The organism is Glaciimonas sp. PAMC28666 (assembly GCF_016917355.1).
In the GTDB taxonomy this organism is placed as follows: domain Bacteria; phylum Pseudomonadota; class Gammaproteobacteria; order Burkholderiales; family Burkholderiaceae_D; genus Glaciimonas.
The window spans coordinates 1,119,756-1,138,658 of record NZ_CP070304.1; the positions used below are offsets into that span (position 1 = coordinate 1,119,756).

Here is an 18,903-nt window from a genome sequence, read left to right on the forward strand (position 1 = left end):
ATATGAGCCATTCGCACCATTCGCTTGCCCAATTCAGCCACACGGTAGGAATTAAGACCTTCCAGTTCCGTGACTTGAAAGACCTTATGGCAAAAGCGACTCCAGCGCGCTCAGGCGATTATCTGGCTGGCGTGGCGGCGACCAGTGACGAAGAGCGGATTGCAGCGCAAATGACGCTGGCTGCACTCCCACTAACAACCTTTCTCAGCGCACTGCCGATTCCTTATGAAACGGACGAAATCAGCCGTTTAATTATCGATGACCACGACGCAAACGCTTTTACCGCCATCCGCCATCTGACGGTGGGCGACTTCCGTAACTGGCTTTTGAGCGATGCAGTGGATGCTTTGGTACTCACCGCTACCGCGCCCGGCATCACGCCGGAAATGGCAGCCGCAGTTTCAAAAATTATGCGCATTCAGGATCTGATCCTGGTGGCAAAGAAATGCCGCGTGGTGAGCCGATTCCGCAATACCCTGGGACTCGCCAACTGTCTGTCGACAAGGCTCCAGCCGAATCATCCAACCGACGACGCCACCGGCATTGCCGCGAGCATTCTGGATGGGCTGATGTATGGCAGCGGGGACGCAGTCATCGGGATCAATCCCGCGACCGATAACGTCAACCAGGTCATCAAATTGGTCTCCATGCTGGATCAGATTATTCAGCAATACAACATACCTGCACAATCCTGTGTTCTAACTCATGTAACCAACACCCTGGAAGCCATTAATCGTGGCGCTCCTGTGGACTTGGTATTTCAGTCGATTGCAGGAACCGAAGCCGCCAATCAAAGCTTCGGGATCAATTTAAACCTGCTGGACGAGGCCCACCAGGCGGCACTGTCGTTAAGACGCGGCACCGTCGGCAACAATGTGATGTATTTTGAGACCGGGCAAGGAAGCGCGCTATCTGCCGACGCCCATCATGGCATGGATCAGCAAACCTGCGAAGCGCGTGCATACGCCGTGGCCCGAAAATTCAAGCCGTTGCTGGTAAATTCCGTGGTTGGTTTTATCGGCCCCGAATATCTTTATGACGGTAAGCAAATAATTCGTGCCGGTATGGAAGATCACTTTTGCGCCAAACTGCTAGGCTTGCCGATGGGTTGCGATGTCTGCTACACCAACCATGCCGAAGCCGATCAAAATGACATGGATGTATTGCTGACGTTGCTCGGCACGGCCGGCTGCAATTTCATCATGGGCGTGCCGGGATCGGACGATATTATGCTGAACTATCAAACCACCTCATTTCACGATGCGTTATACGTCCGACGCTTACTGGGTCTGCATGCTGCTCCTGAATTCGAAACATGGCTACGAGACATCCAACTATTTTCTGGTGATCCCTTAATGCTGAATGAGGCCATGCCCTCGGTTTTTCGACAGGCATTGTTACGACTACCGTAAACCAATACTGGCCGGCGCTCAGTCGCAATCCCAGTCAATCACTTACGCATTAAGGTTAGCGGTAACATTGGCATCAACAGCGGCATAAGATCGGAACGCAATGACCAAGGCAACCGAACCAGCAGTAATTGTCAACCCATGGCAAGACTTACGCCGCTTCACGAGCGCAAGGATTGCGCTGGGGCGTACGGGGGTCAGTCTACCGACTGGCGTGCAGTTGGACTTTCAACTTGCGCATGCCAGGGCGCGTGACGCCGTGCACCAGTCGCTGGATGCCGAAGCACTAACGAAGACATTGCGTGAATCAATCCCATTGTCGTCTTGTATGAGTTTATCAAGCGCTGCGGAAACCCGGAATATTTATCTGCAGCGACCAGATTTTGGTCGAAGACTTTCACCTGCTTCGCGCCAGTCGTTGGAGGCATTAACACCGTTACAGAGAGGTCATCCGGCAACTGAAACTGACCTCAGTCAGCGTCTTTATGACATCGCATTTGTTATTGCGGACGGGCTTTCTGCCTTGGCGATCGAACAGAATGCAGCGCCCTTTCTGAAGGCACTTTTGGAACAGCTGAAAGTCGAAAACTGGTCAATCGCCCCATTCACGATTGTGCGTCAGGGACGAGTTGCTATTGGAGATGAGATCGGCGAATTATTAGGCGCAAAAGTCGTCGTGGTCCTCGTCGGCGAACGTCCCGGTCTCAGTTCGCCCGACAGCATGGGCCTTTATCTGACATGGGGGCCACGTGTCGGCCTGACCGACGATAGTCGAAATTGCATCTCGAATATTCGGCCTGCAGGCTTGCCTTATCCAGACGCTGCGTACAAGTTACATTATTTACTGTCAGAAACATTTAAACGATCATTATCCGGGGTAAGACTAAAAGATGAAACGGCAGTGGATTGCACTTCGAGATTGGAACAAAGAAACTTTTTATTAGCGAAGAGGTGACGGGCTGGTGGATTTATAAAGCTACCGATTTTTATCGTTAAATACGCAAGCCCAGCTTCGTGCATAATCGTTGTATGCAAACACCACCTCCGACAAAAGACGTTATCACCAACCGGTCTATCCAAAGGACAGAAAAATCGCGTACAGCCCTAAGGGCAATTGCGACTTTTGAGGGCGTCAAGGGAGTCGCAGCACTCGCCGCAACCCTTGGCTTATTAAGCCTGTTACATCATGACATACGACACCTCGCGATAGAGCTGATCGGGCACTTCGGCATGGACCCGGCGGCGCGCTATCCTTCGATTTTTCTTCATTACGCTGATGTATTGAGTGACGAAAACCGTCGCAACGTCGCGTTGATTGGACTGGCCTATATTTCCCTGCGATTCACGGAAAGTTATGGCCTTTGGCACAACCGCGCATGGGCGGCATGGCTGGGTGCTATATCGGGTGCAATCTATATCCCCATCGAAATTCGCCACCTGATGTTGCACCCGACTTTGACGAACGCTGCCGTGCTGGCGGGTAACGTCTTTGTGGTGGCTTATCTGGTATTGCAGATACAGCGAAAACGGCGTGTAGAAAGCAAACCGCGCTAAAGCTAATTAATGGCTTCAGCGCATGGCTTCAACGCACGTTTAGGCGTGCTTGCGATTCCTTGATTCCCTATAACGATTCGCTATAACGATTCGGTATAACTTATGGGGATCCGAAAGGGGCCAAAGCTTAAGTTGAAATATCGGTGGCGTGATGACGTTGTGGTCGGGAGCCAAACCATGCCATGACGAAAAACACCACAGATAAAATGCATGATCCTACCAATAAGATGAAGCCGCCATCCCAGCCCCAGTGATCTACCGTGGAACCTAACAGCGCACTGGCTGCGACTGAACCGCCGAGATAACCGAATAAACCCGTGAAGCCAGCCGCAGTTCCCGCCGCTTTCTTCGGTGCCAGTTCCAACGCATATAAACCGATCAACATGACCGGGCCATAAATCAAAAAGCCAATGGCGCATAATGCTGCAATATCGACAGCGGGATTGCCAGCAGGATTGAGCCAATATACCAATGTGGCGAGCGTGACCAGAACCATAAAGACGATACCGGTCAAGGCACGATTGCCTTTAAATATTTTGTCCGACATCCAGCCGCACAGCAAGGTCCCGGGAATGCCCGCCCATTCATACATAAAATAGGCCCAGGAAGATTTATCGATGCTGAAGTGTTTGACCTCGCGCAAATAAGTGGGCGCCCAATCCAGCACGCCATATCGCAGTAAATAAACAAAGACGTTGGCGAGAGCGATGTACCACAACAGCTTGTTATTTAGCACGTAGCGAAACAGAATTTCCCTGGTTGTTAATTCTTCTTCGTGAGACTTGTCGTAGCCCTCCGGATAGTCATTTTTGTATTCTTCTACCGGTGGCAATCCGCAAGACTGTGGAGTGTCGCGCATCATAAAAAATGCGAAGATAGCCACCGCCACCGCTACTGCCGCAGGCACATAAAAAGCCGAACGCCAGTCATTGAACCAACCCATGCCGAGAATGAATAACGGCCCGATCATTCCACCGCCGACGTTGTGGGCAACGTTCCACACTGAAACAACGCTCCCGCGTTCCTTCTGTGACCACCAATGGACCATCGTGCGGCCGGCTGGCGGCCAGCCCATTCCCTGAACCCAGCCGTTAATGAACAACAGAGAGAACATGATAGTCACGCTAGAGGTTGCCCAATGACTAAACCCCATCAGGAACATGACGGCGGCCGACACCAGTAAACCAAATGGTAAAAAATATCTGGGATTGGAGCGATCCGAGACCATCCCCATCAGAAATTTCGACAAACCGTAGGCGATGGCGACACCTGACATCGCAAATCCTAATTGTCCACGGCTAAAACCTTGATCAATCAATGCGGGCATCGCGAGCGAGAAATTTTTACGTACCAGGTAGTAACCGGCGTAACCAAAAAATATCCCCATGAAAATCTGCCATCGCAGGCGACGGTAAGTGGGGTCGATTTTTTCTGTCGGTAATAAGGCTTGATGTAACGCTGGGCGAAAAATATTGAACATTATTGGGTTGTCTCCGATACAGTAGGATCCTGCACGCATCCCCGACCGGGTCGTCAAAAGGTAAAGTCCGAGCGAAAAGACGCGGCCATCCATACCGGAATGACAGCCGAATGACAGTCTTTAGCGACAACTTAACCGTTTATATATATCGACCAGGGAAACGATGTAGGCAAAATGTTCACATGGGAACAGTTTCTGTGTGGAAATATACCATTTTATGCCAGGTTATGGGCCTGAAATGTTCGATTTCGAACATTCCTTTAGGCCCATCGGCGTAATACCGTACCCATCGCCAGTTCAGTGATATTCATGTACTAACGTATGGTCCGATCTATGTATCATCCATCATGAATTCGCAGAGGAAGGGTGAGGGTTGGGTGGGGCGCGCCTGCTAGCGCGCGACCCTGCGCTTGATCGCGGTTATTGCCGTTATTGCGGTTATTGCGATCGAGGAAGCTGTCGATGTGATTCATAGCTTCAATTCCAATATGCGTGCTTTCAATCAATTTTCGCTTCGAAACAATTAAACCAACTTCTAATAAAGGAAGAGACATGACTGCTGAATACCAATGCCACGGAGCAATTGCCCTTATCACCATTAACAATCCCCCCGTCAATGGTCTGGGTCTGGTAACCCGTACGGCTATCGCCGAAGGCATACAGCGAGCGCTGAGCGATGCCGCAGTCAAGGCCATTGTCATCACGGGTGCGGGGAACGCTTTTTCTGGCGGTGCCGATATTAAGGAATTCAATTCCCCCAAAGCCTTGGCTGAACCGTCATTACACACATTGATCAGCGTCGTGGAGAACGCCAACAAACCGGTCATCGCAGCGATCCACTCGGTCTGCATGGGCGGCGGCCTGGAACTATCACTCGCATGTCACTATCGGATCGCGACGCCAACCACAAAAATAGCTTTGCCGGAAGTGAAGCTGGGTTTGTTACCGGGCGCAGGTGGTACGCAGCGGTTACCGCGTGTGGTGGGCCTGAAGCTGGCAGTCGACATGATCGTCACGGGCAATCCGGTGAGTGCAGAAAAATTATCGGCGACCGCCCTATTCAATACGTTGATCAAACCCGGCCCAGACGGTGAATGGCTGTCAGCGATTCTTGCATTCGCAAATAAGGTCGCCGCTGCGCGACCGTTACCGAAAGTCCGCGATCTTAACGTTGAATACCCTGATTACGAGACTTTTTTTCAGTCCGCCCGGGCGGCGGTACAAGGCGCTTCGGCGCATTATCCAGCGCCGTTGAAATGTATCGATGCTATCGAGGCAGCTGTCACCAGGCCCTTCGATGATGGCCTGCAGTACGAGCGCGATCTGTTTATGGCGCTGCTACAAACAACCACGTCCAAAGCGATGCGCCATGCGTTTTTTGGCGAACGTGCAGCAGGAAAAATCGCGGACCTGCCTGCAGAGACCAACCGTCGGCCAATTACGTGTGCCGCAGTGGTTGGGGCGGGAACCATGGGCGGTGGGATCGCCATGAACTTTGCTAACGCAGGAATTCCTGTCACGATATTGGAGACAAATTCTGAAGCATTAAACAAAGGTCTGGAAACCATTCAAAAAAATTATGAGAACACATTGAAAAAAGGAAAATTAACGCAAGAAAAAGTTGATCAGCGCATCGCGCTCATTACCGGCACGATGGATTATGCAGCGATTAGCCAGATGGATATTGTGATCGAGGCAGTGTTCGAAGAAATGGCAGTTAAAAAAGCGGTCTTTGAAAAGCTTGATGCGGTCATGAAACCGGGCGCGATTTTGGCATCGAATACTTCGACGCTGAATCTCAATGAAATTGCAGAGGCCACCAAACGACCGCAAGATGTCATCGGCATGCATTTCTTCAGTCCGGCAAACGTGATGCAATTGTTGGAAGTTGTGCGCGGTGCAAAGACCGCTAATGATGTACTTGCAACCACCATGGCGCTGTCGAAAAAAATTAACAAAACCGGGGTTGTCTCCGGCGTCTGCGATGGTTTTATCGGCAACCGTATGATCGAACAGACTATTCGACAGGCTGGGTTCTTGCTCGATGAAGGCTGCCTGCCGGAGCAAGTGGACAAAGCAATCGAGCAGTTTGGTTACGCCATGGGGCCTTTTCGCATGAGCGATCTGGCGGGTAACGACATCGGCTGGGCGATCCGCAAACGGCGCGCTGTTGAGGCCCCCGAAATGACTTACTCAAAAACTGCCGACCTGTTGTGCGAGCAGGGTCGCTTCGGTCAAAAAAGCGGTGCCGGATGGTATGACTATAAAACAGGGGATCGCACAGCCTATCCTTCCGAATTGGTCGACGACCTGATCAAAAAAAATTCTGCAGACATCGGCGTCACCCGTCGAACGATCAGCGATCAGGAAATCGTGGAACGCCTGGTCTATGCACTGGTCAACGAGGCCGCTTACCTACTTGAAGAAGGAATCGCACAACGCGCTTCAGATATCGATATGGTGTACCTGACGGGTTACGGATTTCCATTGTTCCGCGGGGGGCCCTTGTTTTATGCCGATACAGTCGGCTTACAAAACGTCATCATCGCCATCGACAAGTATTCTCAAGGCTCGCACGGAGAAGCCTGGAATACCGCTCCTTTATTAACCCGATTGGCAGCGTTAAATAAGACTTTTAATTAGGCTTCCGCAGGCTCTAAGCAGGCCCCCTCCGCTGGCAAGGGTTGTTGGGTCTGCTGCGTCTGCTGGGTCTGCTGCGTCTGCCGGGTCTGCTGGGTCTGCTGGGTCTGCTGTTGCTGGCGGTTCTATACGGTAGACCCTATTCGGTATCAGTTTCGCCCAACACTTCCTGTAGTCCTACATAAAAAAGTGACAACGCCCGACATTCAGACAGCATTGCTATCTTTATCATGCTCATCATAATCAATGGCGGATGCTTAAAATCATGGACGTCACAATTATTCGCGAATACAAGGGCCAAAAAATTTACGTTTTTACGCGCCTTGATACGGCCGGGTGGCTGATTAAGGTCAACCTGGAAAACGGTATCGAGTGGAAAGACGACCGCGCATTCGTCGGCTCCCTTGACGAGGTCGGTCAGGAAGGAGTCAAACGCGGACAGCAACTGATAGACAATCGTTTGTAAGCCGCTCCACACAAGCTGAGGTATCGCTGTTATCACGAGTGGATGTGGTAGGTTTCAAATGGGATTTGTGAACAAGTGTAAAACCAGGAAGAAATAGCATTAAGAGAAATACCACGCACAGCGGATCGGCGCTACTATCCATTTAATGGTTGAGACAAAAGCACCGACATCGGCAGCTCACAACTTTTTTAAAAAATTTTTTACCGACAGCTACAGGTGGCATCGCTCTGTATCATTTAAATATTTTTTTTACCCACCGCTAACACTTCGAAAGGAAATACCATGGAACATGGAATTCTCGCTTGGCTCATCATTGGGGCGATTGCCGGTTGGCTTGCTGGTGTCTTGGTCAAAGGCGGCGGCTTCGGTGTATTGGTCGACATTCTGGTTGGAATCGTAGGTGCATTTATCGGCGGCTGGCTGGCCAGTCTGCTTGGCGTCGGGGTAAGCGGCGGCATGATCGCATCAATAGTCACGGCGACGGTAGGCGCGATCGTATTGTTGGTAATTTTACGATTGGTGAAACGCGCATAATTTTCATACTGCGCATACTGGGATCAACGACCTTTATTTACAACAACGGGTGCGGGATTAAAAAGAGAAATCTACAGTTCCGATAACACTAAAATTCTAAAACGACTCCGACGTTAAAACGTTCGAGTCGTTTTTTTATGCCCGCTATTTATTCCCTCATCACCTCAGTTATTTGCTGGCTTTCTCTTTGAAAATTAGTGGACGTGCGCTGCACTGCGCCATATGTCACTTAAAAAACAGACGCTTTGGCGCATTTTGACAAGCTTGACGACCACCATCCCTGCAAAAATTCTGCCTTTTTCCTGGCATCAAAATGAATAGATAAGCCCCAGCCCAAGGGTGTGAATCCCTATCTCTCCCCACACCGGTGCCACATGGAAACGCGTCCGATTCAGCCAACTATGCTGTCCTAAGTCGACAAAGTTTTGTCGTAAACACTTTTCTGGGTGGCCCTATGATCAATACATCGCAACGCATATCTCTCTTGTGATCGGTCGAATCAGAAGACCAGCCATATTTGGGCAGGGAGTAAAAAAGGTTGGCGCAGGAGAAGCGATATTTTTTTTAAAGAAGATGATTTGTACAAAAATTTTTTTTGTCCGAAATATCGGGACTACGATTTTTTTTTGCATAACTCGTTTGTCTGCAGAGTTTTGGAAATGCGGGTTTATTACGAAATCTTGTCTGTTAATTATGGGCGTAGATAGACGAGACCCCTCCCCAATTGACGCCCTACACTCAGGAGATATAAAAATGAAAAAGCAAATAATTGCCGCATCAATCGCTTCGCTGTTCCTTGTTGCCGGTGCCGCCAGTGCAGGCGGTGGCGGTGGAGGTGGCGGCGGATCGTATGGGCATGGTCATAGCCCAAGCATGGGATCAAAAACCACAACGACAACGACATCGACATCCGTCAATAACTCTTCTAACGCCAACGCAACTGCTGGCGCAGGTGGCGCAGGCGGCGGTGCTACTAGCGGCGGTGTCACCGGTGGCACTACCACTGGTGGTACCGTGACAGCTGGCGCTGCAAACCAGACTAACACCAGCGGTAGAGCAAACACTGGTAACAATAGCACTGGCGGCGGTGGCGCTACTTCACAAGGTGGCACAACTACAGCTGGCGCTACAAACGGCGCTGCTGCAAATGCAGGTAGCGCTACTGGCGGCCCTGGTTCGGCTAACGGCGGCTCCGGTGGCGGCGCAACTGGCAATATGTCTGGCGGCGCAGGTGCAACCGCTAGCGGCTCTGGCTCCGGTGGAAGCTCAGGTGGATCAAACGGCTGGGGTCCAAAACCTCAAAGCAGCAGCGGCGGCGGATCTACTTCAGCCTCGGCAAACTCCACTGCAAGTGGTTCAACTAAAGCCGGTAACGGCGGTGGCGCTGGTGCTAACGGTGGCGGCGCTACAGGCGGCAGCGCTGGTACTTTGACCAAAGGCTCTTCTCAGCTTGCAAATGGCAATTCGTTGGCATCTGGCGGTAATGCCAGCTCCGGTACCGGCAGCGCAAATAGCTCAGTCGGCGGCAATACCAATACCGCTGGTTCAGCATTCTCGCTGACTATTGGCGGTAGCGCACATAGCGGCCCAGCCATTGGTGGCGACGGTGGCGAGGGCGGTAGCGCATTGGCCGGAGCAGCTTCGGGCAACAAATAACTTTATGTTGTAGTAGGCGTAAAGGGAAGGGGAAGAGGGAAAGAATACTTTCCCTCTCCTTTGGAACAATCACAAAAAAAAATGGAGCAGCCATGAAACATAAACTTTTAGGTATTCTGGTAGCCTCAATATTTACAGTACCAGTAATTGCGGAAGCCGGGAACAGCCCAGTATCGCCAACCTCTGCTTCGACATCAACCTCATCTGCCACTGGTGGAGCTGGCGGCACCGGTGGTTCCGCGAACGGCGGCTCGGCCACCGGAGGAGCAGCGACCGGCGGCAGCGCAACTGGTGGGGCGGCTACAAACACTATTTCTGGCACTACTGCAAACGGAAACACATCGACCGTGAGCGTTTCGGTTACCTTGCCTGGCAGAGCTTCGGGCACCGGTGGTACCGGATCAGGATCTGGCACATCTGGAAGCGGGACTGGAACGACAGGTTCCGGCACCTCCGGAACAGGAACTGGCACAACCGGCGCCGCTGCAACGCCCACCGCAACTGACCCTGCGGCCACGACTGCAAACGTAGAATACGGTGGCACTTACACGGTGAAAAGTGCACCTGCGATTACCGCCCCATCACTGACCACGACCTTGTCCGACACGTGCATGGGATCAGTTTCATTCGGTTTATCACTGACCGGATTTGGCGCCACCGCAGCTTCCACCATGGTAGACCAGGCTTGCGTGCGCCGCCTGGACTCGCGTGAATTTCGCGCAATGGGTCTCAATGATGTCGCTCTGGCACTCCTATGCCAAAGCGATGCCAATCGCAAAGCCGTCGAGGCGACTGGTCACGATTGCCCAGGAATGGTAAGACCAGCGGTCGCAGCGGCAAATACTGCTCAGGTACAAGTGCAAGTTGCGCGCAATGATGTCCCTGCCCCTGTGATTGCCCCTGCAGCAGCGGTTGCACCGGTTGCACCAGCCACACCGGTTGTTGCTGCTGTGAGTGAGCCTGGTGCTGTTACAGCAAGTAGCGTAAGTGATCCCGACAGCACCGAGTATCGTGATCCCTACGTTCGCCGCCGCCTCGGACTAGCACCGCTACAAGCTGAAGCTGCTCCGAACTAATCACAGTCTAATCATAGCTGTGAGTGAACTCATAGAAGGCGAAGGACATGCCATGAAGCGCACGCCACTTTCCCGCGATCGAATTGCCGAGGCTCTTAAGCAGGAAGAGCTCGGAATGCCGGTAGCCGACGTAATTCGACAGGCCGGAATAACCGAGCGCACTTTTCAAAGTTGGAAAAAGCAATACGGTGGCTTACAGGATCATCCCCAGCGTCTGAAATGTTTGGAAGAAGAGAACGCCAAACTAAAACAAATTGTAGCTGAGCTCACCCTTGAAAATTCACGCCTTGAAGATGCGTTAGAAAACAACCTTAGTCATTGATGCCTCATTGATGCCACTAATCTCACGTCCATGTCAATTCGGACTCAGCGCTGGTGACAGGGATTTTGGCCCCCCCAAAAAACCATCACCAGATTCGATAATGCGTTCGGAATATGGCTATAAAATTTTAATTTTGCAGCATACAACCAAGCGCAATTGGGAAAATCGAGAAGAATTGCATTAAGTCTTTCCTCGCTGCGAACATACCTAGATTCCAAACGGAAACTTTTTAAAAAACCAACTCATCGGTATACCCAAGAGCAAGAAAATTATTGTCTTTTTTACATCTATTTTTCATAATTCTTAAGTTTTTTTGATTTAGATCAAGAATAGTATCCTAAACTATAGGAGCATTAAGATATTAAATTAACAACTATTAGTTCCTAAAAAACAATACTAAAACTTGCCGTAGGGAGAAAGCTTCATGACTATTGGGGGCTTAAATTCAGTCGGGGCGACGGACGATAATTCCGCAGTCAAGCATATTGGTATCATGGTTTTCGATGGCGTAATACTGGCAGATGTAGTGGGAGCAGCCGATGTATTCGGGATCGGAGATAAACTCATTTCAACCGCGTTTCCTGGTACCACCAGATATCAGGTATCTATCATGTCGATTTCGGGCGGAATGGTTACGTCTTCAGCCGCTGTTCAGATTCTGACGGCACCGATAACGCAGTTCAATGACCATCATTTTGATACGCTTCTGATTGCCAGCGGAACCGGTAATTTTGAGGCTTATCGCGATCCGATGCTCATTGACTGGCTACAAAAGAAGCGCACCCAGGTGCGTCGGATTGCCGCCATCTGCACCGGTGTATTTGTTCTCGGGGCGGCGGGTTTTTTGAATAATCGCCGTGCCACCACACATTGGGCGTTGGCCGATAAACTTTCCCGCGAGTTTCCCAAGATTAATATAGACCGCGAAGCGCAAATCGTCGATGACGAAGACATTTTTACCTCGTGCGATGTCGGCATGGCGACAGATCTTGCGTTACGTCTGCTTGAAAACGATTTGGGACCTGCAGTGGCACAACGTGTGGCACAAAATTTGGTTGTTTGCCAAAGACGCCGAGATACGTCGCCGGTCAACAACCCTGCCCGCCCTGCTGAATCGAGTATGAATAGCAAAATTCATAAGGCGTCTCTCTGGTTCGTCGAACACTTGAGTGATCCGATTTCTATCATCGATGCCGCTAATTTCGTCTTCATGAGTGAGCGCAATTTCGTTCGCCAGTTCAAACGCGAAACCGGTCAGACGCCGCATGACTTTCTCACAAATTTACGGCTAGAAGCAGTACGTCAGCAATTGTCTGAAACCGACTTACCGGTAGATAAAATTGCGCGGCGTTGTGGTTTGTTCAGCGGAGCAAATGTCGCAAAACTTTTCCGCAAACAAATGTGGCCATCGCCAACGGAGTACCGCCGTGGGATACGGCCATCGGAAGGCAAAACCGCGTAACCACGGGCCGATTTGTCAAAGAAAAATAGGGGCGGACTGCGCGTACCCTTTATGATGATATTGCGCTATTTTAGTGACGCTGACGTCAGAAGCGCCACGTCAGTCCGATACCAACCTGATGGCGCACTTCAGCATTATTCAAACCAAATTTAAAACCTGTATCGAGATCAACATCTTTGTTCGGAGAGTAAATCAGACCGGTCACCACAAATGCTGGATTGATGGTGCTTGTAACGTCGGGATTGCGCGCAATGCCAATGTCAGCGACGGCGCTTAATTTTGGCGTCAAGCTATAAGATACCGAAGCAGATGCCCGCCAAAGATTGCTGCGATTATTTTGACGATCCGGTGCTAATGCATAGCGATTAACATAAACCCCGACGTTTCCGCTAAATGCCCATGGTGCCATATCCACCGTCCCAATCAACGTCAGCGCTCCGCTATTACGACCGGTCCCCAAGCCTCTGTTTTGATTTCCCGAGGCGAGAACCAATACCGGCTTTACGGCGAAACTGATCGGGCCATGCTCGTAAAAACGCCATTTGATCCCGAACGATCCATCGTTCACACCACGCGGCGATGACAACGTTGAGGGAAGATCGCTCATCAAATCAACATTGGCCAGCAAGCCGTAGGTATAAGTCACGTCAGCAACATGGCTGAAAACGCCCTGCTTTTTAAGCCAATCCGTATTCACTTCCAATTGTTGATTACCGATATCTTGGGTGTTGGTGTCATCCGAGACAAGCGGATGGACTGCAAAAGCCGATTGCAAGAACATCATTAGCGCAGGGGCGCTTAATACGTGTATTTTTTTTAAAAACATCAAAGGTCTTCGCTGAGCGTCACGCGGATGTAAGAGAGGAGATCAAATTAGCTTTTGATTATTTTGACTAGTCTACGGACAAATAATTTCCTCATCGTGACTTGCCGACATTTCGTCGCCCTATTCCGACAATCTGTTTAGGGAACTACGCTAGCTATCGGAAAATGCACTTGGCTACTGCCTACACAGTTCACGTGCACAAATGCACTATCGCATTTATGCACGGCACTCTGTCTTTAAAAGATTACTCGCTGTGGTAACCGGTTACACGGTCTACTTCTGTTTTCGATCCCAAAAATACGGGAACACGCTGATGCAATTTTTGGGGTGTGATATCCAGAATGGCCTGCTTGCCATCCGTCGCCGCACCGCCTGCTTGCTCTACCAGCATTGCCATTGGATTTGCTTCGTACATCAATCGCAGTTTTCCCGGCATCGTGGTATCACGCGAATCCGCCGGATACATAAAAATACCGCCCCGGTTGAGAATTCGATGCACGTCGGCCACCATGGACGCAACCCATCGCATGTTGAAATCTTTCTTTAATGGTCCAGCAGTGCCTTCGAGCATTTCATTGACATAGCGTGTCACCGGCGGGTACCAATGCCGGGTGTTTGAAGCATTAATAGCAAATTCTTTTGTCTCTTCCGGAATCTGAATATCGCGCTGCGTCAATACCCATGCGCCCATTTCGCGATCCAGGGTAAAGCAATGCACGCCATTTCCGGTAGTCAGCACCAGCATGGTTTGCGGGCCGTAAACTGCATAGCCAGCGGCGACCTGTTGGCGACCTGACTGCAAAAAGTCCTGCTCAGTGGGCGCTTTCATGCCATCCGGCGCTTTCAGGACTGAAAAGATGGTCCCGATCGAGACATTGACGTCGATATTACTCGACCCATCTAGCGGGTCAAACAACAACAGATACTCGCCTTGCGGGTAGCGATTCGGGATCGGATGGATGGTTTCCATTTCTTCCGATGCCATTGCCGCCAAATGACCACCCCACTCGTTAGCCTCTAATAAAATTTCATTTGAAATAATATCCAGTTTCTTTTGGACTTCACCCTGAACATTTTCACTTTCAGCACTTCCCAGCACTTCGCCCAAAGCGCCCTTGCCAACTGCGTGGCTGATGGTTTTACACGCACGACCGACAACTTCGATCAGCAAACGTAATTCCGAAGGAACACTATTGTGCAAACGCTGCTGTTCAATAAGATGTTGTGTGAGGCTGACACGTTTCATATGCGTTTTTTCCTAAAATATTAATGAGCAAGTGCTTTGGAGATGACTTCCAGCACATCTTTGGACAAATCTGGTGTTGCGGCGATACGCTCTAACGCGTTGCGCATTTTTTCCTGAACTGCTGGGGCATATTTGGTCCAACGATCAAGTGACCGGGCCAAGCGGGCTGCCACCTGGGGATTCACTTTATTGAGAGCAATCACCTGGTCCGCCCAGAATGCATAACCGCTGCCGTCAATAGCATGAAAATTGACTGGATTGCCGTTGCAGAAGCTGAAAATCAGACTACGTGCGCGATTTGGATTGTTAAGCGTGAAGGCTGGGTGTTCAAGTAATGCGCGGACCGCATCGACGTCACAGGTACGCGCTGTGGCTTGCAACGCAAACCACTTGTCGATGACCAATGCCTCTTGTGCAAAATCAGTGTAAAACTTCGCCAGCGCTACAGCTTTACCCGGAGCACTGCTGTTGGTGAGTACAAGTAACGCAGCGAAACGATCGGTCATGTTGGTCGCCGCGTCATACTGTTGCTGCGCCAATGCATGCGCCGCCGCATTGTCTTCTTCCATCAGATAGGACAGCGCAACATTTTTCAACGCGCGCTGACCGGCGGACAGCGCATCAGCGCTATAGGTGCCCGGTGTTTGATTGGCGTGGTACGCCGCCAACAAGTCACTGTTCAACGTCTGCGCCAGAGCAGAGCGCAAAAATTGACGTGCTGCATGAATTGCCTGCGGATCGATGACAGTAGTTTGCTCTGCGAGCACCGATTCGGACGGCAAGGTCATCGCCAGTTCGCGGAACGCGGCATCCAGCGTTGTGTCGTTCAGAATGATCCGCATGGCTTCACTGAGGGCGTCGCTATTCGATCCTGCGCCGCCCAGCACTTCGTTTAACTTGGGGCCAGCTGCGGTATCGGACGCTGCTGTTGCCGCCGCTGTTGCCGCAGCGGTCAACGTTAGCAAGCTCCGTGTTGCCAAACGCTGCCCGGCTTCCCACCGGTTGAATGGATCACTGTCATGCGCCAGCAAGAAGGCCAACTCAGCATCCGTGTAGTCGAACTCCATCACCACCGGCGCAGAAAAATTACGCAGAATCGATGGTACCGGTTGCTCCGCGACATCAATAAAACGGAAGGTTTGCTGGGCTTTGGTCAACTCAAGAACACGCGTGATTTCGGTCGGCAAGTCTGACGCAGCAAGCTTGCTCTCGCCTTTCAGCCGCAACGGCATATCGCGGCCGTTTTGGTCTAGTAAACCAATTGCCACCGGAATATGAAATGGTAATTTTTTCTTTTGACCCGGCGTCGGCAAACAGGACTGTGCCAACGTCACATCAAAGATTTTTTTAATCGGATCGTAATGTGTTTTTACCTGTAACCGCGGCGTTCCGGCCTGGCTGTACCAACGTTCAAACTGGGTGAGGTCACGACCGTTGGCGTCCACCATAGCGGCACGAAAATCGTCGCACGCCACGGCTTGTCCATCGTGACGCTTGAAGTACAGATCCATGCCTTTTCTGAATCCATCTCGACCCAGCAGCGTTTGGTACATACGAACAACTTCTGCACCTTTTTCGTAAATCGTGACGGTGTAAAAATTGTTAATTTCGACATATGCATCCGGCCGCACAGAATGCGCCATCGGGCCAGCGTCTTCGGGAAATTGCGCCTGGCGCAACACCCTTACGTCGTCAATACGTTTCACCGCCCGGCCGCTATCGGTGCCGACCATATCGGCCGAGAATTCCTGATCACGAAACACCGTCAGACCTTCTTTAAGCGACAGTTGAAACCAGTCACGACACGTGACACGGTTTCCAGTCCAGTTATGAAAATATTCGTGTCCGACAACCGCTTCAATATTGGCGTAATCTACATCGGTCGCCAAATGAGGATTGGCGAGGACAAATTTGGTGTTGAAAATATTCAAACCCTTATTTTCCATCGCACCCATATTAAAATCGCCAACCGCAACGATCATGAAACGATCCAGATCCAATTCCAGACCAAAGCGCTCTTCGTCCCAGCGAATACTATTTTTTAACGAGTCCATTGCGTGCTGGGTCTTGTCCAGGTTGCCTTTTTCGACCCATACCTGCAACAGCACTTTCCGACCGAATTTTAGTGTATATTTTTCTTGCTGGCAGACCAACTTTCCCGCAACCAGAGCAAATAGATAAGATGGTTTTTTGAACGGATCTTCCCACTTTGCATAATGGCGACCATCACCCAAATCGCCCTTTTCGATCAAATTACCATTTGATAGCAGAACCGGGTACTTCTTCTTGTCGGCCCGCAGCATGACCGTATACTTGGCCATCACGTCCGGTCGATCCGGAAAGTAGGTGATCTTGCGAAAGCCCTCGGCTTCGCATTGGGTAAAGAAATTGCCATTCGAAACATACAGGCCCATCAACGAAGTATTTTTATTCGGTTGCGTGACGGTTTCGATTTCAAGAACGACCCTGGCTGGCGCCAGCGGAATTCGCAGCGTGCCTCCTTCGAGCTGATACTGGCTGGATTTTAACTTTTTTCCGTTCAACCGAAGGGCGACCAGTTCCAATTCCTCACCGACCAATACAATGGCTTTATCGAGACTCTCAGCATTCCGACGCATCTCTATGCGGGCTGCAACCCGCGTCGAAGCAGGATCAAGATCGAAGCCCAACTCTACCGTATCAACCCAGTAGGAGGGAGCCGTGTAGTCTTTACGATAGATCGTATTTGGCGTTGCTGTCGTAGTGTTGCGCATAGGATGTGGGAGCAAAGAAAGTCGTAGAAAGCACGATTCTACCAAGCAACCGGAAAATCTCCATGGATTTTGGCGGTAACACGCCGTTAGCGAAGCCAGATTGGTCGCGCCAGACAGGTGCTGCTCCCTTAAAGTGCCTGAGCGAGCAACTTCCAGAAAATAGTGTAGAGCAGTGTTGCGCAAGTGCCGGCCAGGTTCAAAACAGGCGGCGGCAGCTTGCACTCTGGAAACTGGGGCGGCCTGATGCGCAATCCCGCAACGATACTGGCGAATGCTTTGTATTTCTCGCCGCTAACATCGATCATGTCAACATCTTTCCTGTTGAAGCGCGTGTCACGGGTATGTCTATCAGTTACAGCGTCGGCGTTAGCGTATTCGGCGGATTTGCGCCTGCCATCTCCATTTTCCTGATCAAGATAACAGGGACTCCGTTGCTCCGGGTTACTACCTGATCGCGGCTTCCTGCCTGAGCATTTTTTCCTTGGCGGTGGCCGCAATCATACTGAAAGTCAAATAAAATCATTCCCGAAGCAATCAAAGAGATTATTGTGATGGTTAAAGATTAATCGTCTGAATCGCTGCAACGCTGCGCCATGCAAAGCGTTGGCGACGCACGTTTCTTTTAAAAGGATGAACTCTACGGCAACATCGTACTCTATCAAGAGTCCGTCCCGACGTCATCGCTGGGCGGGGCACATTCTGCCATTCCGGCATATCGAGGAAAACCATGAAACGCTATTCAGTTTTTTGCATTGGAATGATGTGTTTGCTGTTATCCGGTTGCGCTTCTGTTATCCGCAGCGACGTCACAGCATTCAACGAATGGCCTGCCAATCTGACCGACAAATCATTCACCTTCACCCATTCAGCAGAGCAAAATAATAATCTCGAATATCGCAACTATGAAAATCTCGTCAGCCAGGAGCTGGTCCGGCTAGGCTTTACGCAATCTGCGAACGGTGCAAAGGCCGAATTGGGGGTCACGTTATCGTATGGCGTAACCGCTCGCGATGTGCGTGTGGTCGAACCTGTCGCCATTGATCCAGGCTTTTATGGTTCTCCATTTTACGGACCGGGTTGGGGTTATCGCGGGTTCTATGGCCCCTTTAACGATCCATTCTGGTATGGCACCCCGATCGTGGCCCAGCGCGAGTTGAATTTTCAGGTGTTTGCGCGCCGTGTGAATGTGGGTATCGCACGCACCGCCGACGCCAAAAAATTGTATGACGTCACGGTCGTCAGCGAGGGCAAAATGCGCTCGTTGCCGATGGTGATGCCTTATTTAATCCGCAGTGCGTTTAGCGACTTTCCCGGCCAGAGCGGCGTTACACGACTGGTCACTTTAAAAATCGACGGCAACAAATAATTACTCGACACAGTAGGTCCGCCAAGATCGCCACCATGAGGCTGCTTCCGTACTCGGCAACAAAGCATTTCCAATCAACGCATCGAACGAATCGCGAAAAAGAATATTGACGT

17 protein-coding genes are annotated in these 18,903 nt (G+C 50.8%); 12 read left to right on the forward strand and 5 right to left on the reverse strand.

The window, feature by feature from the left end:
* Window positions 1–2 precede the first annotated feature (2 nt).
* From JQN73_RS04675 to JQN73_RS04685, 3 genes are all read left to right on the forward strand, one after another.
* On the forward strand, window positions 3–1,412 hold the full coding sequence (locus JQN73_RS04675; RefSeq protein ID WP_205321970.1) for an ethanolamine ammonia-lyase subunit EutB: 1,410 nt from the start codon (window positions 3–5) through the stop codon (window positions 1,410–1,412).
* Window positions 1,413–1,512: 100 nt separating this feature from the next.
* Window positions 1,513–2,364: an ethanolamine ammonia-lyase subunit EutC gene (gene eutC / locus JQN73_RS04680; protein ID WP_205321971.1), complete on the forward strand. Its 852-nt coding sequence runs from the start codon at window positions 1,513–1,515 to the stop codon at window positions 2,362–2,364.
* 74 nt (window positions 2,365–2,438) lie between these two features.
* Complete coding sequence (locus JQN73_RS04685; protein ID WP_205321972.1) at window positions 2,439–2,963, forward strand: DUF2127 domain-containing protein; 525 nt, start codon at window positions 2,439–2,441, stop codon at window positions 2,961–2,963.
* A gap of 127 nt (window positions 2,964–3,090) precedes the next feature.
* Here JQN73_RS04685 and glpT read toward each other — a convergent pair whose 3' ends face one another.
* Window positions 3,091–4,443, reverse strand: a complete 1,353-nt coding sequence (gene glpT / locus JQN73_RS04690) for a glycerol-3-phosphate transporter (RefSeq protein ID WP_205321973.1) — start codon at window positions 4,441–4,443, stop codon at window positions 3,091–3,093.
* Between the two features lie 338 nt (window positions 4,444–4,781).
* Window positions 4,782–4,997 (reverse strand): hypothetical protein, encoded by a 216-nt coding sequence (locus JQN73_RS04695; RefSeq protein ID WP_205321974.1) that lies wholly within the window; start codon window positions 4,995–4,997, stop codon window positions 4,782–4,784.
* Here JQN73_RS04695 and JQN73_RS04700 point away from each other — a divergent pair.
* From JQN73_RS04700 to JQN73_RS04730, 7 genes are all read left to right on the forward strand, one after another.
* Complete coding sequence (locus tag JQN73_RS04700; RefSeq protein WP_205321975.1) at window positions 4,996–7,086, forward strand: 3-hydroxyacyl-CoA dehydrogenase NAD-binding domain-containing protein; 2,091 nt, start codon at window positions 4,996–4,998, stop codon at window positions 7,084–7,086. The genes JQN73_RS04695 and JQN73_RS04700 overlap by 2 nt on opposite strands.
* A 262-nt stretch (window positions 7,087–7,348) precedes the next feature.
* On the forward strand, window positions 7,349–7,549 hold the full coding sequence (locus JQN73_RS04705; protein WP_205321976.1) for a hypothetical protein: 201 nt from the start codon (window positions 7,349–7,351) through the stop codon (window positions 7,547–7,549).
* A 282-nt stretch (window positions 7,550–7,831) separates the two neighbouring features.
* Window positions 7,832–8,083, forward strand: coding sequence for a GlsB/YeaQ/YmgE family stress response membrane protein (locus JQN73_RS04710; protein ID WP_205321977.1), 252 nt, complete (start codon window positions 7,832–7,834; stop codon window positions 8,081–8,083).
* Between the two features lie 753 nt (window positions 8,084–8,836).
* Window positions 8,837–9,739, forward strand: a complete 903-nt coding sequence (locus JQN73_RS04715; RefSeq protein ID WP_205321978.1) for a hypothetical protein — start codon at window positions 8,837–8,839, stop codon at window positions 9,737–9,739.
* Between the two features lie 92 nt (window positions 9,740–9,831).
* A complete protein-coding gene (locus JQN73_RS04720; protein WP_205321979.1) occupies window positions 9,832–10,815 on the forward strand; it encodes a hypothetical protein in 984 nt (327 codons plus the stop codon).
* Between the two features lie 52 nt (window positions 10,816–10,867).
* Window positions 10,868–11,137: a transposase gene (locus JQN73_RS04725; protein ID WP_205321980.1), complete on the forward strand. Its 270-nt coding sequence runs from the start codon at window positions 10,868–10,870 to the stop codon at window positions 11,135–11,137.
* 424 nt (window positions 11,138–11,561) lie between these two features.
* On the forward strand, window positions 11,562–12,599 hold the full coding sequence (locus JQN73_RS04730) for a GlxA family transcriptional regulator (RefSeq protein WP_205321981.1): 1,038 nt from the start codon (window positions 11,562–11,564) through the stop codon (window positions 12,597–12,599).
* 85 nt (window positions 12,600–12,684) lie between these two features.
* Here the strand turns inward: JQN73_RS04730 and JQN73_RS04735 are convergent, their stop codons facing one another.
* The 3 genes from JQN73_RS04735 to pepN all read right to left on the reverse strand — a co-directional run bounded on the left by JQN73_RS04735 (window position 12,685) and on the right by pepN (window position 17,424).
* Window positions 12,685–13,425, reverse strand: a complete 741-nt coding sequence (locus JQN73_RS04735; protein WP_205321982.1) for a transporter — start codon at window positions 13,423–13,425, stop codon at window positions 12,685–12,687.
* A gap of 244 nt (window positions 13,426–13,669) precedes the next feature.
* Window positions 13,670–14,671 carry a class 1 fructose-bisphosphatase gene (locus tag JQN73_RS04740; protein ID WP_205321983.1) on the reverse strand — a complete coding sequence of 334 codons (1,002 nt, stop codon included), beginning with the start codon at window positions 14,669–14,671 and terminating at the stop codon, window positions 13,670–13,672.
* 20 nt (window positions 14,672–14,691) lie between these two features.
* The gene (gene pepN / locus JQN73_RS04745; RefSeq protein ID WP_205321984.1) at window positions 14,692–17,424 is read right to left on the reverse strand and encodes an aminopeptidase N; all 2,733 of its coding nucleotides are present in this window, start codon (window positions 17,422–17,424) and stop codon (window positions 14,692–14,694) included.
* 62 nt (window positions 17,425–17,486) lie between these two features.
* On the opposite strand from pepN, the gene JQN73_RS04750 reads away from it, so the two are divergent.
* Both JQN73_RS04750 and JQN73_RS04755 read left to right on the forward strand, forming a co-directional pair.
* Complete coding sequence (locus JQN73_RS04750) at window positions 17,487–17,876, forward strand: hypothetical protein (RefSeq protein WP_205321985.1); 390 nt, start codon at window positions 17,487–17,489, stop codon at window positions 17,874–17,876.
* A gap of 275 nt (window positions 17,877–18,151) precedes the next feature.
* On the forward strand, window positions 18,152–18,790 hold the full coding sequence (locus JQN73_RS04755) for a DUF4136 domain-containing protein (RefSeq protein WP_205321986.1): 639 nt from the start codon (window positions 18,152–18,154) through the stop codon (window positions 18,788–18,790).
* Window positions 18,791–18,903 lie beyond the last annotated feature (113 nt).